General features: G+C 44.4%; 24 protein-coding genes. 14 read left to right on the plus strand and 10 right to left on the minus strand.

Features of this window, described 5'->3' with window-relative positions:
• Position 1: 1 nt before the first annotated feature.
• Complete coding sequence (locus C1T21_RS12000; protein ID WP_103048416.1) at positions 2-823, plus strand: endonuclease/exonuclease/phosphatase family protein; 822 nt, start codon at positions 2-4, stop codon at positions 821-823.
• Positions 824-844: 21 nt separating this feature from the next.
• On the opposite strand, the gene C1T21_RS12005 is transcribed toward C1T21_RS12000, so the two are convergent.
• The gene (locus C1T21_RS12005; RefSeq protein WP_103048417.1) at positions 845-2,044 is read right to left on the minus strand and encodes an MFS transporter; all 1,200 of its coding nucleotides are present in this window, start codon (positions 2,042-2,044) and stop codon (positions 845-847) included.
• A 204-nt stretch (positions 2,045-2,248) separates the two neighbouring features.
• On the minus strand, positions 2,249-2,746 hold the full coding sequence (locus C1T21_RS12010) for a DinB family protein (RefSeq protein ID WP_103048418.1): 498 nt from the start codon (positions 2,744-2,746) through the stop codon (positions 2,249-2,251).
• Between the two features lie 312 nt (positions 2,747-3,058).
• Here C1T21_RS12010 and C1T21_RS12015 point away from each other — a divergent pair, with 312 nt between their 5' ends.
• Complete coding sequence (locus C1T21_RS12015) at positions 3,059-4,558, plus strand: monooxygenase (protein ID WP_103048419.1); 1,500 nt, start codon at positions 3,059-3,061, stop codon at positions 4,556-4,558.
• A 103-nt stretch (positions 4,559-4,661) separates the two neighbouring features.
• A complete protein-coding gene (locus C1T21_RS12020; RefSeq protein ID WP_103048420.1) occupies positions 4,662-5,165 on the plus strand; it encodes a MarR family transcriptional regulator in 504 nt (167 codons plus the stop codon).
• A gap of 202 nt (positions 5,166-5,367) precedes the next feature.
• Here the strand turns inward: C1T21_RS12020 and C1T21_RS12025 are convergent, their stop codons facing one another.
• Both C1T21_RS12025 and C1T21_RS12030 read right to left on the minus strand, forming a co-directional pair.
• Entirely contained in the window at positions 5,368-6,297 is a 930-nt protein-coding gene (locus tag C1T21_RS12025; RefSeq protein WP_103048421.1) for a response regulator, read from the minus strand.
• A 5-nt stretch (positions 6,298-6,302) separates the two neighbouring features.
• Positions 6,303-7,607, minus strand: a complete 1,305-nt coding sequence (locus C1T21_RS12030) for a sensor histidine kinase (RefSeq protein ID WP_103048422.1) — start codon at positions 7,605-7,607, stop codon at positions 6,303-6,305.
• A 211-nt stretch (positions 7,608-7,818) separates the two neighbouring features.
• Here C1T21_RS12030 and C1T21_RS12035 point away from each other — a divergent pair, with 211 nt between their 5' ends.
• The 10 genes from C1T21_RS12035 (at position 7,819) to C1T21_RS12080 (ending at position 18,867) form a co-directional block, all read left to right on the plus strand.
• Positions 7,819-9,072, plus strand: a complete 1,254-nt coding sequence (locus tag C1T21_RS12035; RefSeq protein WP_061831913.1) for a cation:dicarboxylate symporter family transporter — start codon at positions 7,819-7,821, stop codon at positions 9,070-9,072.
• A gap of 257 nt (positions 9,073-9,329) precedes the next feature.
• Positions 9,330-10,841, plus strand: coding sequence for a methyl-accepting chemotaxis protein (locus C1T21_RS28325; protein WP_103048423.1), 1,512 nt, complete (start codon positions 9,330-9,332; stop codon positions 10,839-10,841).
• Between the two features lie 130 nt (positions 10,842-10,971).
• Entirely contained in the window at positions 10,972-11,334 is a 363-nt protein-coding gene (locus tag C1T21_RS12045) for a DUF1304 domain-containing protein (protein ID WP_103048424.1), read from the plus strand.
• Positions 11,335-11,491: 157 nt separating this feature from the next.
• Positions 11,492-13,111: an ABC transporter substrate-binding protein gene (locus C1T21_RS12050; RefSeq protein ID WP_103048425.1), complete on the plus strand. Its 1,620-nt coding sequence runs from the start codon at positions 11,492-11,494 to the stop codon at positions 13,109-13,111.
• Positions 13,112-13,183: 72 nt separating this feature from the next.
• Positions 13,184-14,134, plus strand: a complete 951-nt coding sequence (locus C1T21_RS12055; protein ID WP_023986565.1) for an ABC transporter permease — start codon at positions 13,184-13,186, stop codon at positions 14,132-14,134.
• Positions 14,135-14,138: 4 nt separating this feature from the next.
• On the plus strand, positions 14,139-14,984 hold the full coding sequence (locus C1T21_RS12060; RefSeq protein WP_103048426.1) for an ABC transporter permease: 846 nt from the start codon (positions 14,139-14,141) through the stop codon (positions 14,982-14,984).
• A gap of 59 nt (positions 14,985-15,043) precedes the next feature.
• Positions 15,044-16,081 (plus strand): ABC transporter ATP-binding protein, encoded by a 1,038-nt coding sequence (locus tag C1T21_RS12065; RefSeq protein WP_103048427.1) that lies wholly within the window; start codon positions 15,044-15,046, stop codon positions 16,079-16,081.
• Positions 16,074-17,036, plus strand: coding sequence for an ABC transporter ATP-binding protein (locus tag C1T21_RS12070; RefSeq protein WP_103048428.1), 963 nt, complete (start codon positions 16,074-16,076; stop codon positions 17,034-17,036). Before C1T21_RS12065 ends, C1T21_RS12070 begins: the two co-directional genes overlap by 8 nt.
• Before the next feature lie 49 nt (positions 17,037-17,085).
• Positions 17,086-17,547: a hypothetical protein gene (locus C1T21_RS12075; RefSeq protein WP_103048429.1), complete on the plus strand. Its 462-nt coding sequence runs from the start codon at positions 17,086-17,088 to the stop codon at positions 17,545-17,547.
• 489 nt (positions 17,548-18,036) lie between these two features.
• Positions 18,037-18,867, plus strand: coding sequence for a TolB-like translocation protein (locus tag C1T21_RS12080; protein WP_103048430.1), 831 nt, complete (start codon positions 18,037-18,039; stop codon positions 18,865-18,867).
• A gap of 39 nt (positions 18,868-18,906) precedes the next feature.
• Here the strand turns inward: C1T21_RS12080 and C1T21_RS12085 are convergent, their stop codons facing one another.
• The 3 genes from C1T21_RS12085 to C1T21_RS12095 all read right to left on the minus strand — a co-directional run bounded on the left by C1T21_RS12085 (position 18,907) and on the right by C1T21_RS12095 (position 20,341).
• Positions 18,907-19,383, minus strand: coding sequence for a L,D-transpeptidase (locus C1T21_RS12085; RefSeq protein WP_023986571.1), 477 nt, complete (start codon positions 19,381-19,383; stop codon positions 18,907-18,909).
• Between the two features lie 458 nt (positions 19,384-19,841).
• Positions 19,842-20,057: a helix-turn-helix domain-containing protein gene (locus C1T21_RS12090; protein ID WP_258012438.1), complete on the minus strand. Its 216-nt coding sequence runs from the start codon at positions 20,055-20,057 to the stop codon at positions 19,842-19,844.
• Positions 20,009-20,341: a hypothetical protein gene (locus C1T21_RS12095; protein ID WP_103048432.1), complete on the minus strand. Its 333-nt coding sequence runs from the start codon at positions 20,339-20,341 to the stop codon at positions 20,009-20,011. The genes C1T21_RS12090 and C1T21_RS12095 overlap by 49 nt, the downstream gene beginning before the upstream one ends.
• A 1,621-nt stretch (positions 20,342-21,962) precedes the next feature.
• On the opposite strand from C1T21_RS12095, the gene C1T21_RS12105 reads away from it, so the two are divergent.
• A complete protein-coding gene (locus tag C1T21_RS12105) occupies positions 21,963-22,454 on the plus strand; it encodes a hypothetical protein (RefSeq protein WP_103048434.1) in 492 nt (163 codons plus the stop codon).
• A 70-nt stretch (positions 22,455-22,524) separates the two neighbouring features.
• Here the strand turns inward: C1T21_RS12105 and C1T21_RS12110 are convergent, their stop codons facing one another.
• The 3 genes from C1T21_RS12110 to C1T21_RS12120 form a co-directional block, all read right to left on the minus strand.
• The gene (locus C1T21_RS12110; RefSeq protein ID WP_103048435.1) at positions 22,525-22,989 is read right to left on the minus strand and encodes a hypothetical protein; all 465 of its coding nucleotides are present in this window, start codon (positions 22,987-22,989) and stop codon (positions 22,525-22,527) included.
• 408 nt (positions 22,990-23,397) lie between these two features.
• Positions 23,398-23,667 carry a helix-turn-helix domain-containing protein gene (locus tag C1T21_RS12115; protein WP_258012439.1) on the minus strand — a complete coding sequence of 90 codons (270 nt, stop codon included), beginning with the start codon at positions 23,665-23,667 and terminating at the stop codon, positions 23,398-23,400.
• Positions 23,619-23,951, minus strand: coding sequence for a hypothetical protein (locus C1T21_RS12120; protein WP_039275274.1), 333 nt, complete (start codon positions 23,949-23,951; stop codon positions 23,619-23,621). Before C1T21_RS12120 ends, C1T21_RS12115 begins: the two co-directional genes overlap by 49 nt.
• Between the last annotated feature and the right edge of the window lie 37 nt (positions 23,952-23,988).

A 23,988-nucleotide genomic window follows, 5' to 3' on the forward strand; every position in this document is an offset into this window, starting at 1 on the left:
TTTGAAGTTGTTAACCTTAAATGCACATGCTTGGATGGAAGAAAACCAGCATGATAAGCTAAAGCAGCTGGCTGCTTTTATTGATGAACAGCAGTTTGATGTCATTGCTTTGCAGGAAGTGAACCAGTCCATGGAAGAGACTCCTTTGTCGCCGGACGATTTGGGCGCTTATTATAGCGCAGATCCTGAAGTTGTTATTAAGCGTGATAACTATGCTTATGTGCTGAACGGGCTATTGTCCGATGCTTATCAGTGGACGTGGGCTCCCGCACATGTTGGTTTTGCCAAATACGACGAGGGTTTGGCGATTCTGTCCAAAACACCGATTACAGCTACGGTGAACGAATATGTTTCCTCGCTACAGGATTATGACAACTACCGCTCGCGTAAAATTGTCGGCATTCAAACTGTGGTGGACGGAGTGCAGGCCTGGTTTGTAAGTGGACATTATAACTGGTGGAATGATGAAGAATCCTTCCGTGGACTATGGGATCGTACAACAAAAGTGCTACATTCTTTTGCTCCGACTCCTGTGTTTATGATGGGTGATTTCAACAACGCGGCTGAAGTACGTGGAGAAGGATATGACTATGTACTGCAATCCGGCTGGTCGGACACCTATCCGAATGCAGCAGTACGTGATGAAGGCCACACGGTGATTAAAGCTATTGCTGGCTGGGAAAGTAACGCGGAGCCGCTCCGTATTGACTTTATCTTCTCCAATAAGGCCGCACAGGTTCAATCCTCAACCGTTGTACTGAACGGGAAAAATGGGCCAGTTGTATCGGATCATTTTGGGGTTGCAGTTGAGTTGGAGCTGTGAGAATAAAAGGAGGCCAGTTGCTTATGCAATTGGCCTTTTTCTTATAGATTTCGACTTGAATCGAATGACATATTGGATAACTATAGCGATCAACACCAAAATCAAATTGTAGTAAAAGGGAGTGTTGATGCTAAACTGTTCCATGAGTGCGCCTGCGATGATTGGAGAAACGATGGCCCCTAATTCTGAAAGGGATACGACGTTGCCGATAAATGTACTTCTGTTTTCCTCAGGAATAACATCCCCTAGTTGCGAGTAAAAAGAATCCAGGTAACTGGCTCCGCCAATGCCTCCGATGAACATCCCCAAGTATACGATCCACGGTTCTGTGAACCAAAGAAATAAGATGATTTCCACCATGATCAACAATAGACCGATGATACAAAGCATCAAACGGTCCTTAAGTAGGTCAGATATTTTGCCGATAAAGGGGGCTGATATGAAGGTTGATATGCCGATAATTGTAAAAGCTAAGCTGATTTCTGCGGGACTCCAATGGAGCTTGTAGGTTGCATATATGGAGAAGTACGTTAAAAAAATGGCGAATGCACTCATTTCAAGGAAATGAACGGTGGAATAGAGCAGTAGCTGTTTCGTTAGCATGGTTTTTCTTTTCGACTCATGAAGGGGTGCGTGCTGTTGCTGAGGTTTGGAAGAGAGACTGGGGAAGGTCATTCTGGAGACGGCAACGAAGGATATACATGAGAAAATAGCAACGAAATAAAACGGAATGGATAAAGAAAAATAAGAAACAATAGCTCCACTCATAAGAGGCCCCAAAATCATACCGGCACCTTCACTGCTGCTGATATATCCATTGATCGTGCCTCGATTATCTGCGGTGCTTATATGATTGATCGTGACTCTTACAAAGACGGTTAGCCCTATGGCTACCAAGCCTTGAAGGAGTCTTAGTATGGCTAGAATGATGAAGCTTGTTGCAATCGGAAACAGGAGCATACAAGCGATTTCGGCAATGAGTAAGCTCAACCCCAAGCGTTTTGCGCCAATCTTTTCATAAATTCGTCCTGCCAAGCCCCCACCAAGAAATCTCCCTACATAAAACAGAGAAAATAAAATGCTCATGCCGAGTACGGATATCCCGAATTGCTCTACATAAATAGCAAAGAGTGGAAGGATCATACTTCCACTCATGTTAGCAATAAGGCTGATCACGATCATACAGGCGATATTACGATTTAAATATAAGTGTCTCACCATAACCTCGAAACCTCTCTTTGATCTTGCATCATGGGAACCGTTATTCGGATTGCACCTGATTACGGGTAAACGGCTTCAGGTCGAGTTAGCGGGTTCCCATATAGGGTACGCAAGCGAGTTCCTCGCGGTGCCTAAATCCCAATGAATGATGGAGGTAAGAAGCAGCGGATGGGGGGAAATCTTGATTAGAGCGTGGTGTTGCCTTTAGGCTGGAAAGCCGCCTCCTGGTGGTGGCCAAGCTCCATAAATCCGGCGTAGCAGTACGATTTCACCCAAATGATATGAATTGTGGGAAGCGATATTCCGCAACAGTCCTGCTTTCGTTTCACCTGGAAAATGAGCTAGTGAATCATCCAGTTGCGCGGTTTCGGCAATCTGCACAGCCTGATCTACGCCCTGTAAAAATTCGTTAATGACAGCCTGCCATGCCTCTTCGCTTTGCGGTCCGGTCTCTTCGGGCCAGCTTTCCATGACATTGCCCGGAAGCTGGGGCTTCCGTCCTTCCAAATGCTCCAGCATGAACTGCTGCCAGTAAATCATATGCTTCAACAGTTGATAAATGCTGTAAGGCATTTCTGCATTTTTCTTCCCTGCCAGCTCGACGTCGATGTCTGGCAAAGCCCGAGCCACTCGAATATGTCCACGTTCTCCGATCAGTGATTTAACCAGTGCTTGACCGAATAATTGGTTTGCATCCGACATGTATCATCATCCCTTCTATGGAGAGTTTGTTTCTAGCCTATTCTCATTTAACGATTATACAATTATATTTTCCGAAATGAAAATGATCACGTGGTTTTTTGGAGAGGGACAGGAATGACTATTAAAAAATAGTTGATAATTATTCTCAATTAAACTAAAATAAAATTGTTTCAAAGGAAACTAAATGTCATAGTTAGATGTTCTTTTGTATATATACGGAAATGTTAAGGGGAGCTTTTCGTATGTATATATTGTTTCTAGAGAAACGATTAGGTGGTGGAAATATAAATTTTAGACAAAGGAGCGTGAAGCATGGATTACGAAGTGATTGTAGTAGGCGGCGGCCCTGTTGGGATGTGGCTAGCTGCTGAGTTGGCACTGGCGAAGGTAAGTGTTTGTGTAATTGAGCGTTTAGAGGAGCCTATTCCTCAATCGCGCGCGCTAACGTTACATCCACGGACGCTTGAGATGTTTGATATGCGTGGAATGAAGGAACGATTTATGAAGCATGGCAGACCTATACGTACGGGGCATTTTGCAATGCTGGATACCCGTTTGGATTTTTCCGTTCTTGATAGTTCCTCCAATTATACGTTGTTTATCCCACAGGTGATTACAGAGCAGGTGATTGAGGAACATGCGATCAAGCTGGGAGTTGTCGTCCATCGTGGCGAGGAAGTGGTATCTGTGCGGGAGCAGGAGCAAGGCGTAGAAGTGGTGAGTGTACGCGCATCCGGTCCACAAGCAAATGTATCGGTAATGACTGCGGCTTATGTCGTAGGAGCGGATGGGGCGGGAAGTATTGTGCGGAAACAGGCGGGAATTGCTTTTCCTGGCACGGATACTACTCTGACTGCTGTATTAGCGGATGTAGAGCTGGCCGTTCCTCCTGAAAATGGAATACGTTCCGAATACACAGAGCGGGGTGGGGTGATGATTGCCCCCGTTTCTCCGGATATTTACCGGGTTATTTTGACTACACCCCATCTGATGCATGTCCCGAAAGACGTACCTGTAACGCTGGAAGAAATGAAGACAGAACTGCACTATCTTCTCGGTACAGATCTTGGAGCATCCAATCCTCGTTGGCTATCTCGATTCGGGAATGCAACGCGGCAGGCAGAGACGTATCGTAAAGGGAGAATCCTGTTAGCAGGTGATGCTGCGCATATTCACTTCCCGGCAGGCGGACAGGGAATGAATGTTGGTTTGCAGGAGGCTGCGAATTTGGGATGGAAACTGGCGGGAGTGATTCGTGGTTGGGCTCCAGCCACGCTGCTGGATAGCTATCATGACGAACGTTATCCGGTTAATACGCAGTTCTTACGGAATACCGAGGTTCAGACCCGCTTATTGGACTTTACGCCTGCTGTATTGGCACACCGCCAATTACATGAGGAATGGTTCCGCCATCCGGAAATTAATCAATCTATGGCAGAGCAGATTAGTGCACTGGATGTATGTTATCCGGCGGCTGGCAATATACCGCAGCATCCACTGAACGGGAAACGGTTTGCTGATTTTGAATTGCATTTGCCTGACGGAATGACAACGTATGCTTACGATCTTCTTCATGAAGGCCGCTTTGTACTTCTCCATCTTGCACAGGATAATGAGGTATCGAATGAGTTTCGCCATAGCCCACTTTTACATATTTCATATGTGGAGGCCGTAGCCGAAGAATTGCCAGTGGGATGGAGAGATGTGCATACGGTTCTCATCCGTCCTGATGGGTATATCGCTTGGGCCATTTCTATGAAACAAACGGATATATTGAGTGTGATTAAGGACGGCATTGCCACATTGGTATAAAGGGGAAAGGGTATGTTCATAACATGACCATATTGTTTCTTGTGAAACAAATGTGGGCTATAATGAAAGGAGGAGTATGCCAAAGGAGTGACTACTTGTTCGTATGGAAAAGGCGACATCGGTTCAGCATGTCTATGATTTGCTTATTAAGATGAATCATCAGTGGGAGCAGCATCAGCAGAGAGAGAGCATGACCTTTCTCGAAGAAATCCGCGAGCATTTTGATGGAATGACTTCGCTCAATATGACGGATGTGCACGTTATGGATTGTATCGGGCGGCATGAGCCGATCAATGTTACAACCTTAGCGCAACGAATGGAGCTGAGCAAGGGTACAGTTTCAAAAGTCAGCACCAAGCTGCTCAAGGAAGGCTGGATTCGCAGAACCCAGCTGAACGACAACAAAAAAGAAATTTATTTTCGGCTAACCCCGTTGGGAAAAAAACTCTTTCTTGTGCATGAGCGGCTGCATGCTGAGGTACAGCAACAGTTATTTCAATTTTTAAATCGTTACAGCTCGGAAGAACTGAATGTCTTGAAACGTCTGCTGTCCGATGGTGTAGATCTCTTGGAAGCTATGGAGTGGCAGGACAAGAGTCTGGACTAAAGGGATATCGAATCATCAACGATGGGCACCTGTTAATCTCCAAGTAATAGATACATGGGGAGATGCAGGTGCTTTTCTTTTAATGTCAGTATTTTGCATAATTCGATTCCCAACGCTCGAGGGCACAATATATAGACGGACTAACCCGTTCCGATCTATATATTGCTGATTTGTGAATACTCTTGGGATTTATGCAAAATGCTTAGTGTAATAGCCGTTTTGCTTCCATATAGAGCACCTGTACGAACTTTTTCGTATTAATGCGGGCTTGGGACAGTGAAGGCTCCACATTGTTTTGCAGCTCCAGCATTTTTTTGCGGATTTCTGTAAAATCAAAAAATTTGGATGCATAATTTTCAAATTTAGGATGGGTATAGTCGGTCAATCCGAGCGATACTATATGGCTTAGCGTCTGGAAAATAGCGCGGCGGACACGTTGCTCGGATGCTTTGATTTCCTTACTCAGCTCTACTGCTGAGGCTGAAGCCCCCAACCGTTTGGATGCTACATTAGCAAATATATCCTTCAATGGCGGGAACAGATAGGGAGATAGATTGCCTGTTTCCTCCTCATACTGGTCCAGAAATTCCAGCATGTCCAGTAAATCCATACTCCCGGCTTCGCCGATCATCCCCATTTCGGAGAGCAGAAACTGCCCGGAAGTTACGATGTTTCGGGTCGGTTCAATTGTTGCCGTTGGGTTATTCGATGTGAACATCGACAACCCTTGAAGCGTGCGCTGGATATCCGTAATCGATTGCTGCATACGTATACGCTCAGCCACTTTATGAATAACTGCAATAATCTCCAGTCGATTCAAAGGCTTGGCCACATAATATTCAATACCGAGCGAGTATGCCTCGCCGATCATGTTTTTGGATTCGATGCGAGAAATCATAATGATTTTGCCGCTGAATTGATCGCCGAGTGCACGCACGGTCTGAATGCCGTCACGAAGCGGCATCAGCAAGTCAATCAGCAATACATCAATCCGGTTCAGCTCCAGGAGGCCGCTATTCACGTAGGTACCATCCTCCGCTTCCCCGATGACTTCTCCTAGACCTTCGTCTTCAATAATGTCTGCCAGCATAGAACGAATTCCCTGATCGTCATCCACAATATAAAAACGCATCCGGGCTATCTTCCTTTCTCCGTCAGTTTCCGTAAAGGCAATGTAATTCTAAAAGTGGTCTGTAATCTATCTGTATTCTCTTCTTCATCCTGTTGCAGTTCAATCATTCCTTCAAGGCTCTCCGCGACCTCACGCACATAAAACAATCCCATGCCGGTCGACGGCTGTCCTTCCTCATCATACTTTGTCGTGTACCCCGGTGTGAAGACCATTTCCCGTTTACGCTGAGGAATACCCGGCCCGTTGTCGGTGACACTAAAGGAAGCTATATCCTCTTTTCCCGGTAGACAGCGAATGGAAACGTCAATCCTTCCGCTGTCCCTCATTGCTTCAACCGCATTGGCTGTCAGGTTATTAATAAGTGTCAAAACGGTATAAACATGCAGCTTGGGCAACAAAGGATCGACATCTAGGGTAAACCGTATGGACTTGTCCAGCGATTGGGCGTATTTGCTGTTCGTTCGAATAATTAGCTCCCCGAGCTCTTGAGAAGCCATGTAATGCACTCCGCTTTCGGCATCAATCAGCTTGGACAAACCAGCAAAAATCCGCTGGCTGTCTTTTTTGATCTCGTGGACCTGTCCGGAAATACGAAGTGCCTGTCTGGCGTAATGTTCTCTATCCTTCAGAGATTCATCCTGCTGCAACTCACGGTACAGCTCGTAGCTTTCACGAGTGATTTGTTCTGCGTGCGACAGGGTCTTGCCTAACTGGACCGACTCCTCATACAAGTCCGATACAAGGAGTAAAATTCGCTCCGTCTGCTGTCTTTGTGCCTCTTCATGCTGAACCGATTGGTTCAAGCGAATCATATTATAGAACCCAAGCACGAAGAAGCTGCGAATCATAGCCATGAAAGCTACTTTGCTGATCTTAATGATGTCCCAGAAATCGCCGTCCATGCTCCACCGGACGCTAAGTTCCGACACACTTGCGGCAACCTCAATCCCTACAGAGAGGATGCCCACGCGGAGTGCGCGGTAAGGCTCAGCATTAATGTTAAGGACCTGGAAGAGCAGACCGTAGACCATGTAATAAAAAAAGGTAGGGCCGTGCAGTGTCAGCAACTCTTCAAAGGGAAGGCCGGGCTGAGTGTAATGATTGAGTAAGATGCGAAAGGCGACTACCGCTATCCCTGCAAGCACTCCCGATAATGCAGGCGGAATATGACGAATAGATAACAGAAAGAAAAAAAATACGGGCGTACCAAAGCTAAGACGGAATGTATTAGCGAACGGGTGAATATTCAGCTCACCTGCGAGCGGTACAAATACAAGCATGAGCAGGAAAAGGAGCGTATTCAACTTCATCCATATTCACCTCCTGGGTATTCAGTCAGAAAGGCAATGTGAGCTAAATTCACAGGCTTGTCGTTAAAGTTTGTGAATTTATAGAAAAAAATAAATGCAGCTGTAGATAATTGTCGTTTTTTATAGATCAGATTGTAGTATAAATAACATCATTTGAATATTAAGAACAGCATACTGCAAAAATATACAAATCAGCCAGGGGGGACACGAAGTGAAAAAGATTAATTTGACGATGCAAATCTTTATCGGTCTGGCTTTAGGTATTATTATTGGTGCCTTATTTTACGGCAATTCAGGGGTGGAAGTCTACTTAAAGCCAATCGGCGATATTTTCATTCGTTTGATCAAGATGATTGTCGTGCCTATTGTGATCTCAACGCTCATTATCGGCGTAGCCGGCGTCGGAGATATGAAGAAACTGGGTAAACTCGGCGGAAAGTCGATCCTTTACTTTGAGATTGTAACGACAATCGCCATCCTTTTCGGACTGCTTGTTGCCAACTTGGTTCGACCGGGTGACGGCGTGGACATGTCCCACCTGGCCAAGAGTGATATCCATTCCTATGTAGAGACTGCAGAGAAGTCAGGCCATAGCTTTATAGATACGATTGTGCATATTGTTCCTACCAATGTTATTCACGCCCTGGGCGAGGGAGATATGCTGGCTATTATATTCTTCTCCGTACTGTTTGGATTAGGGGTAGCGGCGATTGGTGACAAAGGCAAGCCTGTGCTGAATTTCTTTGAAGGCGTAGCCGACGCCATGTTCTGGGTAACCAATCAGGTCATGCGCCTGGCTCCGTTCGGTGTATTTGCCTTGATTGGAACGACAGTGGCCAAGTTTGGATTAGCCTCGTTATGGCCTTTATTGAAGCTCGTTTTGTCGGTGTACGGCTCCATGATACTGTTCATTGTGATTGTTTTTGGAATTATCGCCAAGCTTTGCGGTACCCGACTCTGGACCATGGTTAAAATATTGAAAAGTGAGCTGTTGCTTGCATATTCGACGGCCAGTTCGGAAAGTGTTCTGCCTAAGATCATGGAGAAGATGGAGAAGTTCGGATGTCCTAAAGGAATTACTTCCTTTGTCATTCCGATCGGGTATTCTTTTAATCTGGACGGTTCCACCCTGTATCAGGCACTGGCTGCGATTTTCATTGCCCAAATGTATGGTATTGACCTGCCAATCACGACACAAATCACGCTGGTGCTAGTTTTGATTATTTCATCTAAAGGTATTGCAGGGGTGCCGGGTGCTTCCTTTGTCGTTTTGCTCGCTACACTTGGAGCAGTGAACCTCCCACTGGAGGGTTTGGCTTTTATCGCTGGTATTGATCGCATTCTGGATATGGCGCGTACGGTAGTCAATGTATTAGGCAACTCGCTTGCCGCTGTGGTCATGTCCAAATGGGAAGGCCAATATGATAAAGAAAAAGGCGAGGAATACGTTGCTTCAATTAAATAAGATGCAACAAACTGAATAGTTGCCAGAAAGAGCACCTTTGCGAAGTAATGCGAAGGTGTTCTTTTCATTTCCAGAGTTATTAAGACCTTTCCTTTTTCGACATTTTTCGATGTTTTTTGTATGAAAATATAGGTATATGGACATAAAAATGATTCTTATTACCTATGCAATTTTAAATTTATTTATAATGATTCTTAATAAAATTCCGATATTAAACTATATCGTTTTATATATTGGCTTAGAAGGGAAGAGCATATATGTTTCTTAAAAAAAATGAGACCCACTCACTTGCTCCTTTAGTAGAAGAAAGCCGCAAACTTTCACAAAGAATACAGCAGAAGGATTATTCCGCCGCAATACAAGTTTCATCCAAATCTTCCGAGGTTCAAGAAATCGCAAACAATGTCAACCAAGCGCTTGAGTCCATGAAAAAGGATGCTCAACATGTTGACATCCGTCTGAAGCTTGTTACCAAGGCTATAGAGATTGGCTTATGGGACATGGAGGTGGTTGCGGGTGATCCCGTCAATCCAAGTAATACGTTCACATGGTCAGAAGAATTTCGTGCTATGCTGGGGTATCAGAGCGAAAAGGACTTCCCTAATGTGTTAAACAGCTGGGCATCCCGGCTGCACCCCGAAGATCATGACAGAGCATTGACCGAATTGTCGGATCATTTGCTAGATTTTACGGGAAAGACGCCTTATGACGTACAGTATCGTTTGAAGCTGAAGCATGGAGAATACCGCTGGTTCCGGGCTACCGGAACGACGATCCGCGATCAGCAGGGAGTGCCGCTTCGGATTGCGGGCGCTCTATTGGATGTGCACGACCAGAAGATTAAGTCCGAGGAGTTGCAGGCTCTAGTTACAAGATATGATCTCATCAATCGTGTTTTGGTGGAGGCTCCATATGATGTCATTCTGGCTGATGGAGACATTGAGAACCCGGATAATATATTTTGGTGGTCCCAGCAATTCCGCCACACCTTGGGCTTTAAGGATGAGCAGGACTTCCCGAGTGTACTAAGCAGTTGGAGCTCGCGTATACATCCTGACGATGCCGAGCATGCGTTTAAGGCTGTAGTTGATCATTTAAATGACTATTCAGATCGTACGCCATATGACATGGTGTGTCGCTTGCAAAGTAAAAATGGCGAATATCGCTGGTATCAAAACAGTGGAAGAAGCATACGCGATAGCAAGGGAGTGCCTATTCGTATTGCCGGTACCATTCGTGATATCACTGTCGAAAAGGAAAAGCAGGCTGTCGCGGATGAGCTGACGCTCAAAATTCAGCATCTCTCCGATTCCATTACGGAAATGGTGAACGGTGTTAACTCAGTTAGTAACCAGGCGCAGGAGCTGGCTACGGCTCAGGAGCAATCGACAGAGGCAGCGAATCAAGCCAAAGTCAGTGCAGAAGAGACGCAAAACATTTCCAACTTCATTAAAGAGATTGCGAATCAAACGAATCTGCTGGGTCTGAATGCTGCCATTGAGGCATCGCGTGCGGGCGAGCAGGGGCGGGGTTTTGCGGTAGTCGCAGATGAAGTGAGAAAACTCGCCATTCACAGTGCTGATGCGACCGGAAATATCGAGACCAGTCTGGACGAAATGAAGACACTCATCGAGCGGATTTTGCACAATATCGGTAATATGTCTACGCTGACACAGACACAAGCCGCGCTAACGCAGCAAGTGAATGCATCTACGGACGAGATCAACAGCATGTCCAAAGCTTTGTTGGATTTTGCGAGAACGATGTAAGGCTTCATGTAGAAATGAGGCCGAGCCTTAGGCTCGGTCTCTTTACTGTTTTTGGAAGATGAACTATACTTTTCGAGGATAGATCTAAAAATCACCTCATAGTAACTTTATGTGGAAAAGAGGAATATACTTGAGCTTACTTAGTTCAATATTGGTCGGAATTGTAGCTCTGGAGCATGTGTACATTCTAATACTGGAAATATTTCTGTGGACGACTCCGCGGGCGATGCGTACGTTCGGCACCTCGAAGGAGCTGGCGGAAGCAAGCAAATCCCTGGCTGCAAATCAGGGGCTGTACAACGGCTTTTTGGCAGCCGGATTGGTGTGGGGCTTGTTCTATCCGGATACTGTGTTCGGGCGGCAAATCCAATTATTCTTTGTCATTTGTGTGGTAGTGGCTGCGTTGTATGGTGCATTAACTGCCAATAAGTCTATTTTATTAAAGCAAGGCCTGCCTGCCATCCTGGCACTAATCAGTTTGTGGATACTCTGAAGACACCCTTAACGGGTGTCTTTTTTCTAGATTCGATCACATAATGTCTGGAATGCTAATGACAAGGGGAATAAACAGTTTTTGACCGATTGTAAATCCGACTATTCCGATTTATAATAAATTTATTACATACTAAGAGGACACGGGGGCTAGAGCGATGCGTCGTAATTTGACTGGTGTATTGGTATTTATTGTATTGATGTTGGTTGTAAGTGCATGCTCCGGCGGGAATTCTGGATCAACGTCTGAGACGAATGGGAATACACCCAGTACAGCTACCACAACAGCTGATAACGGACAGCCTAAAGATGGCGGCAGCCTGATCATTGGCGTACAAGCTGATCCGGTGGTGCTGAATCCGAATTATGCGGGTGATCGGGTAAGTCTGACGATAGACCAGGCGATATTCGCACCATTGTTTCAAGTGAACAATGGCAAAAAGACATTTTATTTGGCAGACAGTCTGACTCCTTCAGCAGACAAGCTGACTTATACACTAAAACTGAAAAAAAATCTGACTTGGCATGATGGCGAGAAGCTGACAGCTGACGATGTTGTTTTCACCATTAACAAAATTTTGGATGAGAAGCAGCACAGCTTTTTGAGAAGTAATTTTATGGTTAATGGAAAACCGGTTCAGGCGAGCAAGGTTGATGATACAACGGTGGATTTCAAGCTTCCTCAGCCAGCTCCTGCTTTTGAGGCAGCACTGGTACAAGTATCCCCGATTCCGAAGCACATTTTCGAGAATGAAGCGGATATTGAGAAAAGCACAAAAAACAACTCTCCGATTGGATCAGGTCCTTTTAAATTTAAAGAGTACAAAACCGGTGAGTACGTTACACTCGAACGGTTCGATAACTATGTTGGCGGAAAGCCGCATCTGGATTCAGTAACATACCGGATTGTTAAAGATTCAAATGCTGCGAATTTGGCCCTTCAAAATGGTGAGATCAATGTAAACTATCTCGATCCGCAAAATGTGGAGACCATTAAAGCAACAGATAAGTTTGACATTTTCCCTTACAGCGAAGGTCGCTTGGCTTATCTGATGTTTAATGAAAACAGTGATACGAAGCAGTTGAACAAAAAAGAAGTACGTCAGGCGCTTTCTTATGCATTGAATCAGGATGAATTGATTCAGGTATCCTATGGCTCCAAGGATTATGCAGATACTGCGAAATCTGCTTTGACACAGGACGTACTGTATCACACGAATGACGTTGCATTTTTCAATAATGATGTGAACAAGGCAAAAGAGCTGCTGAAATCGGCTGGCGCTGAAGGACTGAAGCTGCGCATTATCATTCCGGGCGGCAACAAGGTACAGGAAGCACAAGCGCTCTATATCCAGCAGAAGTTCAAAGATATTGGCGTTCAGTTGGACGTGAACAGCATGGATTCCTCGGCATGGTCGCAAAAATTCGTCGATACGAATGCCAAGGACTTCGATCTGGCGATCAGCGGCTATATCATGGGGTATGACCCTGACGCGTATCGTATTTTGTATAGCACCGGATCGTCCTCCAACTATTCGCATTATTCAAATAAAGAAGTGGATAAGCTGCTGGAAGAGGGCGCGGGTGAGTCGGATACGACTAAACGTGGAGAAATTTATAAAAAGGTACAAGAGCTGCTGGCTGAGGATGCTGTCATCTACCCGATTGCTTACACCAAAACGATTGTAGCCTTCGACAAGCAGTATGGCGGTATTGATCAGGCTGTGTTGAAGCCGGTCGTGATTTTCGAGGATTTGTCCAAAATTTATCACAAATAAGACAGGGTTTTCAAAAATAAGCTGGGCTAACCAGCTTATTTTTTTCGAAAACAGCAAGGGGAAGGGAAACGTATGAGACAACTCATCGCCAGAAGGTTGCTGCAAGTTATACCGATGCTATTTTTTGTGTCCATCGTCTGCTTCGGCTTGATCAAGCTGGCTCCAGGTGATCCGGTTCTCTCTTTTGTTACACCGAATATGCATCTGGAAGATATTGAACGAATGAGGCATAGCTTGGGGCTGGACCAGCCCGCTTATGTGCAGTACATATTATGGCTTAAAAAGAGCCTAACGGGTGATCTCGGCTACTCGCTAATTAATCACCAGCCCGTGCTGGATCAGATTCTCGATCGTCTCCCGGCTACAGCCGGGTTGATGGGTGCATCCATCATACTGGCTGTGCTGATTGCAATTCCACTTGGTTTGACGGCAGCGGCTAATCGGAATCGCTGGATCGACAAGCTCATTAATCTGATGTCGTACATTGGGATTTCTGTTCCACTGTTTTGGCTCGGTATTTTACTTATTTATTTGTTTGCGATTTATCTGCATTGGCTTCCGAGTACAGGAATGCGTACCATCGGTACGGACTCGGTGCTAGATGTAATCAAGCATGGGATTTTACCATGTTTTGTACTGGCCTTCGGCTTTCTGTCTGTGTATGTGAGGTACATCCGTTCCAGCACGATTACGCAGCTCAAGGAAGAGTATGTGCAGATTCAATATGCGTTCGGATCTGGAAAAAGACTGGTTTTGTTTCGACATGTGCTCAAGCATGTGCTGTTGCCCATCATTACGCTGCTTGGAATGTCGGTTGCGGACCTGGTGGCTGGAGCCATTGTGACGGAGACGGTATTTTCCTGGCCGGGCATTGGCTCGCTGGGCATGACGGCGGTAAAAGGGATGGATTATCCCGTCATCATGGGGATTACTTTATTTTCCGCTCTGCTGCTGATCCTGGGTAATCTGCTTGCAGATATCCTATACAGCATTGCGGACCCGAGAATTAAATCAACGAGGTGAATTCATGAATCGGAGCAAATGGCGCAACATCGGGATCGAGCTGATGACGAGCAAAATGGGCGCCGTCGCCCTCATACTATTGATCGTATTCTCGCTAGGGGCGATTTTCGCATTTTTGTCGCCGCAGGACCCGAATAAGTTGAACGTGCTGGAGCGTCTCCAACCACCGGGAGCGGCACACTGGTTTGGGACGGATGATTATGGGCGGGACTATTTTACAAGAGCACTGTACGGTGGACGTGTATCATTGCTGGTAGGCTTCGCGTCCATGGTTATTGCGACCAGTATCGGTGCAGTGGTAGGGATTGTGAGCGGGTATTTTGGAGGATGGATCGACAATCTGCTTATGCGGGTTTTGGAGCTGATCATGTCGATTCCGTCTTTCTTGGTTATTTTGCTGCTGAGTGTGTTTTTGAAGCCGGGCGTCGGCAATATCATTGTCATTATCGCCCTGCTCATGTGGATGAACATTGCCCGTGTGGTTCGTGCAGAGACAATGACGTTGCGCGAACGGGAGTATGTACTATACGCCAAAGCTTCGGGACAAAGTACGTTTGGTATTATTATGAAGCACATCGTACCGAATCTGATTCCGGTAATTATCGTAGGGGCGACGAACAATATCGCTTCAGCGATTATGATGGAATCGTCACTGAGCTTCCTCGGCTTTGGTGTTCAGCTGCCGAACGCTACGTGGGGCAGTATGCTGAATAATGCCCAAGGATATATTGCACAGGCCCCATATATGGCATTATTCCCGGGTCTACTTATTTTACTGACTGTGTTGAGCTTTAATGTTTTGGGGGATGTGCTGCGTGTAGGCTTTGAACCCAAATTAGTAAAACGATGATTCATAGCACAAATCCATTACAAATGGCTCCAGGAGCGACAGGAAGGAGCGAAAACACAATGACAGAACATCTACTGTCCGTCGAACAGCTAGAGGTCTCCTTTTTCACTCGTGAAGGGGAAAATCAGGCAGTTCGAGGGGTTAGTTTTCATATTGATGCTGGAGAAACGGTAGGAATCGTAGGAGAATCCGGGAGCGGCAAAAGTGTTACAGCGAAAGCGATCATGTCGATGATTGCCCCGCCGGGCAAGCGGCTGAACGGCGATATCTGTTACCGGGGACAAAGTCTGACCGCTCTGACGGAAAAGCAATGGCGCAAAATACGCGGAAACCAGATTGCGATGGTCTTTCAGGACCCGATGACCTCACTGAATCCGGTTAAAAAGGTTGGTTATCACCTGATCGAGGTGATTCGCAGACATCGAGGACTGAGCAAGGAAGCGGCTACGCAAGCAGCTGTAGAACTGCTGCGACAAGTAGGCATTACCGAGCCGGAGCGCCGAATGAACCAATACCCGCATCAATTCAGTGGCGGGATGCGCCAGCGGGTGATGATTGCCATGGCGCTCTCGTGCAGCCCGGAGCTGCTGATTGCAGATGAGCCGACTACAGCGCTGGACGTAACGATTCAGGCGCAAATCTTGGAATTGCTCAAGACGCTAAAGCAGCAATCTGACATGTCCATTGCTCTGATCACCCATGATCTGGGCGTCGTCGCCCAGGTGTGCAGCCGTGTCATCGTCATGTACGGCGGTATGGTGATGGAGGAGGGGCGCGTGGATGATATCTTCTATCGTCCGGGCCACCCGTATACGCAGGGTCTGCTGCGTTCTGTGCCCCAGCGCACGAACGGCTTCCGCGAGCGGCTGGTGCCGATTGAGGGCACGCCGCCAGACCTGCTGAACCCGCCATCGGGCTGTCCGTTCATGGAACGGTGCCCGCATGCGTTTGCCCGCTGTGTGGAGCGGCCGCCGATGGTGGAGCTGCGCCCGGATCAGCGAGCAGCCTGCTGGTTGAACGAGCCGGACGCAGTGCCTGCTGGAGTCTACGAGACGCCCGAAGCGGGCCAAGCGGAAGGGGGGAATAACGGTGAGTGAAACAAACGATGTATTGGGTGAGCAACAGCCCTTGGTGGAGGTACACCAGCTTAAGAAGCATTTTGTGATCGCAAAGGATTTGTTAGGGCGTAGCTCTGAGGTGCTCAAGGCGGTGGATGGCGTGAGCTTTCAAATCAAGCGTGGCGAGACGTTCGGACTGGTCGGTGAGTCAGGTAGTGGCAAATCAACGGTTGGACGCTGTCTGACGCGATTATATGATTATACAGAAGGTACGGTACGCTTTGACGGTCAGGATATTTCCAAGCTGAACGACAAACAGCTCAAGCCGCTGCGTCGGCGCATTCAGAGCATTTTTCAGGACCCATATTCCTCTCTTAATCCGGGTATGAACGTGCTTGACCTGATCGGTGAGCCGATGGATATTCACAGATTGCATCAGGGCAGTGAGCGTAAGGATGCTGTAGTGGCTTTGCTTGAGAAGGTAGGGCTGAAACGGGAGCATCTGTATCGCTACTCGCACGAGTTCAGCGGCGGGCAGCGCCAGCGGATTTCCATCGCTCGTGCTCTCTCCGTGAACCCCGAGTTCATCGTCTGTGACGAGCCGATTTCGGCACTGGATGTGTCCATCCAGGCGCAGGTCATTAACACGCTGGAGGATCTCCAGCAGGAGTTCGGGCTGACGTACCTGTTCATCGCCCATGACTTGTCGATGGTGCGACATATTTCAGACCGAATCGGTGTGATGTACCATGGGCGACTGGTAGAAGTAGCCGATGCAGATGAACTGTATGAGCAGCCCGCTCACCCCTACACGCAGGCGCTGCTATCCTCCATCCCTGTGCCTGATCCGAGAGCGGTCGGAGAGCAAGGGGGACTGGGAGGAGGCTTGGCCCAACCAGACGGTTCATTAGTATGGGACAAGGATAACAACAGTGCAACCGAGCTGAGAGAAATCAGTCCCGGCCATTATGTAGCATACCCGGTTAACCGTTAGGGTTAAGATCGGTTGTACGATGTGCATGACCCAAAGGAGGCAAAAAACGATGACTGAATCGACGACGAAAAGAGTACGTATTTCCCAATGGGACGCGCTCTTGCTGGAATCATTACGCTCTTTAGGCTGGTCCCAAGAGGAATTAATCCGTCGGGTGCAGCAAAATGAGCTGCCAACGGACGGACCATCCGATTTTGATTATGCGGAGCTTGTCACCGGGCTGGCGTCCAAAGAGCCGGAGGTGTTTGTTAGCGCGGTAACGGACGGATATCAGATCAAGTACAATACGATCCGGGGCATTCGTTCGTGGATTGCCGTTGCGTTCGGGCGGGAGCCTGAGCTGTCACTGGAGGAAGGAAGCGAAGCCGTTACATCCGAACTGACGAAGGCTGAGTATGATCGGCTAGAACGGGTACTTTCATTAGGCTGGGTCATCCAGGAAGTACGTCCCGCGGCTGGCGAGACTTCAGGATTATACCGAATTGTACCTGCTTCACAGATTAAAAGTTGACTTTGTAGGGCTCGCTCTGAAAATCAACAGAAGTGGAAAATGTTTAAGGTGAAAAGGCTACAGCCGATAACTGATGTACTTAGAGAACTTTATTTGAAGTCAGGGAGTCAATGTGCTTTTCCTGATTGCGTTAAACGGATTGTGATTGTGGATATGGATTTTACTAAACTAGATAAGTAACGGTAAGGCTGGGCGGTTGCTCAGCTTTTTTCTTTACGCATGGAGTCGGTATCTCTGTAATCCCGTGAAAGCGCGCTTGCCAGCCCCAATGTCGTCCAACCTTATGGCGGAATGTTTGACTTGGGATGGTCTGCTGGAGCGGGCGAAAGTATCACCCTTGCCTTAACGTTTTCCAATTGTTATGTAATTATTTTCAATAAACAAGAAACAAATTCACGATTTTCACGTCTATGTATATAGATATAGTTTTAGGAAAACATTGGATCAAGACCTGTAGAACAATAATTTTTTTACAAAGGAGCAATTAAAATGAAAAATCTAAGATTAAAATACGCTACTGCTTTCCTGTCGAGTGTAGTGCTTGTGGGAAGTGTAAGTGGTTTTTCTATTGCCAATGCTAATAGTACATTACGCCCTAATACGTATGTTCAAAGTTCAGTTAATGCTGTAAATCCATCTGTGTATCAGTCCATAACTAAGTTTAAAAAGAGCGAGACCCCAAATCAGTTGATTTGGAAGGAGAACAACATTTCGTTAGTGGCAAAAAAAATTGAGCTAGAAAATGCACCAAGTTCTGAGAAAAGTGTTATTACATCAATAACGATCAAAAAAGGAGAAAAGAGTTATACCATTAAAACAGATGGATATAATGATAAACTGCGTGATATATCGAGCGCAGTATTATCTCCTTCTAATACATGGTTGGCTATACAGGCACAGCGGAGTGCGGGAGATACGTTACTACTGATCAATCTTAAAACCGGAAAATCTACCATTGTAAATGATCTTTTAAAGGCTAAAGGCAAAAAAAATATAGAATCAATTACTGCTTATAACTGGTCACCTAAAGAAGATCAAATTGCCTTTTCGTACGGTGATACATCAAGCAGCTCCATAGCTATATATAACACAAATAAGGATGCCTTTATATATCTTCCTAGGGAAACGGATTACATCAGCACAAATCTGATTTTATGGCATAAAAATGGGAAAAATTTAGACTATATAAGTGAGTATCCATCTGACCAAAAGAAGTTATACAGATACTCAATAGACAGCAAAAAAGTGAAACCTGTTAAAAAAATTAGCCAGAGTGAATTTCAACAATGGTTCAAACTTGATAAATACAAATCAAATTAATACAAAAAAGGGCGGAGTTTTACCTCCGCCCTTAATTTTTTAGCTTTCGCTTATTGTGATCTTACCAGAACTACCGTTTTGCTCAAGAACTTGAATTAGTGCTCTTTGATCGCTGTTAGTAAGTCTAATGCAACCGTATGTTGGACGCAAAGGATACCATGTTAAAGATGTGCTCTTAGCAGGGTCTCCGCCATGAATCATAATTTCGTCGCGGCCATTATTTGTAGCAGTCAAGAAGTTCCCACTTACTGCTTGATTCAGCCACACCCGCTTATAAGGACCATAAGAGTAGTCAGAATCACCTTTAGCATAAACAATTGTTTTCGCGACACCCGTAGGAATGTCTGCATATTTAAGTCTCCAGTTTGTATGATCCTGACCGTTTTTTGCATCATTTGATCCACGGCCTAAAGCTTCTACAGGTCCAAATACCAAACTGCCACTATCATTATAAACTTTCAGTGTTCCTTTGTAATCTCGATTAGATGGAAAATTAGCAATAATGTGATAACCCATTGTTAAACGCCTCCATTAGTTTAGTTGAGAGTGGATTTGATGGAGTCGCTAACATCTAAATGGCTCCACATTCTTTGATGTTAGTCTTCAATTCCCTCTCACTTATGTAGGTGATTTAAGGCTGTGAATTACAACCAATCGTGAAAAATACGAATACATAAATTTTTTCAATTCATGTACTTTGCTCGATTATCCCCTACACTTATATAGGAGTTGGGGGCTGTAACTACACAACCTAAAAATGAACTTTTTCTAGATCAAGAAAATTCCTCTGTGAATTTGAATAGCCCCTCTAGCTAGAATAGATTCTGGGATGAACCTTTGGCTTATCCTGTATAATTTGAAATTATGGTCAAGATGTGAGAAGAGTGAGGAGTATATTCCGACTCGACCACGGCAAAAGTTAAATAAGCTGCTTCTGGTAAAGTAACCGGAAGCAGCTTATCGCCAAGGACTCATTATTTTTTCATGATGAACTCGAGAAGTTCAGTTTTCATACTCTGGATGGCATCCTCTTTTGGCATACGGATAAATTTACTTAATCGTGTAATATCTGGATCGAAATATTGAAAAATTGCATTCATAGCCTCTACGTCGGATTCGGTTTGGGCAAGTTCAACTAATTTCATAAACTCATCATCTGACATAAATCGTGGAGCGCCTTCTTTTTCCATTTGTTCACCGCCTGTTGTGTAATATGGAGTTCATTGGCAACTTGTACTTCTGCTTTATCGTTTATGTAAATTTCATAGATGACCTTTTTGCCTGTCTCAGATCTTAGTCTATTAATATATGATTGCATCATTATTTTGTTATCAGACTCTTCCGAAAATGAGGTTTGAAAGAGGTTAGGCTTAAATTCTAAAGAAATTTCACGTTTCCGATTTCGTTTTGTACGATACTGCATTCTCCAAGCAATTCTATAAAGCTCGCGTCGGTAATCTTCGATAGCACCCATCGGAAATTTCCTCCCTTATGTTCATATACGTACATATAAGGTAGGAGTTCTCAAAATCAATATAACAACCAATTTATAGAATTAATTTTCTTTTTTTGGCTAATATAATAAAATTTTGAATTATTTTGGAACTATCTGAAATTGCCGTGCAGAAACTCCTGAAATTCTATGAAGAACCCGGGCGATTATATCGGCTTGTGTTAGTTCTTTTTTTGTTGGAAAAGTGGGGTGTATCATCCATCTGGAAGTAAATACTCCAAATATCGGTGGGTATCGACGAAAAATTTGGTATTTAACAGTGAAGAGGCAACTCATGAAATGACTGTAGAACAGGCGTTTATAGATACGCGGAGGAATTTGAAGGGGCGTCAACCAATGAAAGTGGATCAATTTGAATAGGTGATGAGTGTATGGACTTGAAAGATCATGTTTTAAAGCACATAAATCATATAAAGGTATCTGATGCATCTGGCTCAGAAAAGCTGGTGGTTCAGGGGGATATATCATGGGATGGTTAGCAGAGGGCGTAAAAACGAAAAATTGACTTGACCATTCAGGAAGTTACTATAGTTGATGTTGGTTATAGTGGGTCAACCATGCGGATCAACAGTAGGTATCAATCTCACGTTTAGTTGTGAAGAGTGAAAGAAAAGATTCTTCATTGAATCCAGCAGTGCTGGTTTTATGTAGGTATATTTATGTATAAAATGATATATATTTTTTTCTTTTCTAGGCTTAATTCAAAAGGTTCATTAAAAAAAGCGAGCATCTTGCAGCTGTTGGTATATAACTTGTGCCGTGTCGTTTAGGTAATCAGACAGAAGAAGTATTTCGTCCCATGCATGCTCTGTAAATTTGAGATGTAGCAGCTCCACATTTTTGTCCATTGTATGATGATCAGACAAAATCCCCCATATGTCTTTCACCAGCGACGGCCACAGCAGGTGTTCGGACCGATTCCAGTTGCGGACAGTAATCTAAGCTGCATAAGAATATCTTTCTGGATACGTTGAACTGCTTTGAGTATTGTCCCGTGTAGGTGTGCTGTGGCATCTAAGGTAATCAACTCTCATCAACGGAATATGTAGAAATAGCTTCAGTCGTACGTACTGGTTTAGTAATTTAGTAATAGTCATAGATGTGTCCAGGTACAGTCCCATCGTAAAACAAGCCCCAAAAAACCTAGACAATCTAAATACCAGAGTATGGAATATGTATGTAGTTATTGTATAATAATTGTAAATACAGTGAGAGGGGAAAACGTGCTAAAGAATCCAATTTTTCTTATTTTGATAATTTTCTTGGCTACCCTAACAGTGCGAATTGTATATAATAATCCGCCCCATTATATTTATGATTGGTTGATGGGTATATACGCCATCCGTTTGATCGGTCGGACGTTGTACGAAAAATACCAAAATAAGCATAGGACCAGTAATGTAACCGATACGATTGTAGAGGTGATTATGGTTATGATCTCATTGGGAATTATCCTATTTTTATTTATGTCACAAGAAACATGGATGCATAAGTTGCTTTTTCTAATCGGAGAATCCTATTTCCTCATTTACAGTGGCTGTACTTTTAAAGAGATCATACTAAAAAATAAGGAAGTGAATTGATGAAGAATCGAACTATTAAGATTGCAGTTGTTATTGTTTTAGTACTAGCATGGGGCATTTATGGCACTTATTATTTTTTGAATTTAAATACCTCTATTCAAAAAGCTGTGTTGGATCAGGTCGATATGGATAATGTCTATCTTCAGATTATAAGAACGCACACTAAAATTACTAATGAACCAGTCGATTATAACGTGCATGTGATGGAAAAGAGTGGAGTTAAAGCAGTATTGGATAAATTATCTGGCATTGAGCTTAAAAAAACAAACGGAATGAATAACGGGGATAAAGTTCCTTTTTACTATACTATTATCATCCGCCCGAAAAGCAATCAGGATTCAACATTGAAGTATGAAATTACATTTAAGAATAATAAGTTAGTATCTATCTTTGATCAGGAAAAAAAATATAGGCAGGAATATATGATAACAAACGAATTCGACTACCACTCGTTCAAAAAATCAATCGATAAACTTTTCCAGAAGGAGTAGTTAGTTTGTATGAAAAAAGGTCGGTTGTCAAACTCAACCGACCTTTTTCTCAGTTATTTAGGAATCAGTCTTAGAAAACTTCCCATCCATTTCCGGAGTGTGCTTTTTGCACAACGCCATTACCCGAAATAAAACGGATAACGGTACCGTCTTGTAGAGTGTACTCAAGGAACGGGAATTTAATCTGATAAAGATCGTATCTTCCACCGTAAAGGGCAATTTGAGTGTTGATTTTATCAATGCCCGCAATACCGTCGCTAATGACATTTTCGGCTGTCGAACCCGTGCCTGAGGCAAATAGCGTAGAGGCGAGGGAAGCAATTCCCATTGCTACCCCTACTGGTGTACTTGCAACGAAGACCAGCCCCAGAACCGTAGCTGTTATTCCTGTCAGCCCTGCTACGATTGCAGCTGTGTTGGCAGAACCACCTCTGAAATTCCCGCTCTCTAATGCGACACGTTGTGCTTCACTCATTTTTAGTAATTGATACGGACTTGCCGTTACTGTTGCTGCATACTCTCGTGATCTTGCCATAATATATCAACCTCCTGATTTTTTGTGAGGAATTGATGGAGTCGCTGACATCTAAATGGCTCCACATTTATTTGATATCAGTCTTCAATTCCCTCTCACTTATGTAGGTGATTTAAGGCTGTGAATTACAACCAAATCGTGAAAATTACGAAGACATGAATCTTCTCTTATTCATGTGCTTTGCTCCGATTATCCCCCACACATATGTAGGAGTTGGCGGCTGTAACTACACAACCTGAACATGCATTTTTTTCTGGATAAAGAAATTCCCCTTCTGAGCCCCTTAGAATATATATTGGAATACCCCGCTGGTTTATCCGATATAATATCCGAAATATGGGCAAGGAAAAAGAAGAGTTGAGGAGTGTGTTGGATTTATTTTATAACCGATCTCAACCACAGCAAAAGCTAAATAAGCTGCCTCCGGTAGAGTAACCGGAAGCAGCTTATCGCCAAGGACTCATTATTTTTCATGATGAATTCAAGAAGTTCGGTTTTCATACTCTGGATGGCATCCTCTTTTGGCATACGGATAAATTTGCTTAATCGTTTAATATCTGGATCGAAATATTGAAAAATTGCATTCATAGCCTCTACATCGGATTTGTTTTGGGCAAGTTCTACTAATTTCATAAACTCATCATCTGACATAAATCGTGAAGCGCCTTCTTTTTCCATTTGTTCACCGCCTGTTGTGTAATATGTAGTTCCTTGGCAACTTGGCCCTCCGTTTTATCGTTTATGTAAATTTCATAGATGACCTTTTTGCCTACCTCAGACCTTAGTCTATTAATATATGATTGCATCATTATTTTGTTATCAGACTCTTCCGAAAAAGAGGTTTGAAAGAGATTAGGCTTGGATTCTAAAGAAATTTCACGTTTCCGATTGCGTTTTGTATGATACTGCATTCTCCAAGCGATTCTATAAAGCTCGCGTCGGTAATCTTCGATAGCACCCATCAAAATTTCCTCCCCTTGTTTAAATACGTACATATAA

This window comes from Paenibacillus sp. F4 (assembly GCF_002894905.1).
Lineage (GTDB): Bacteria > Bacillota > Bacilli > Paenibacillales > Paenibacillaceae > Paenibacillus > Paenibacillus polymyxa_B.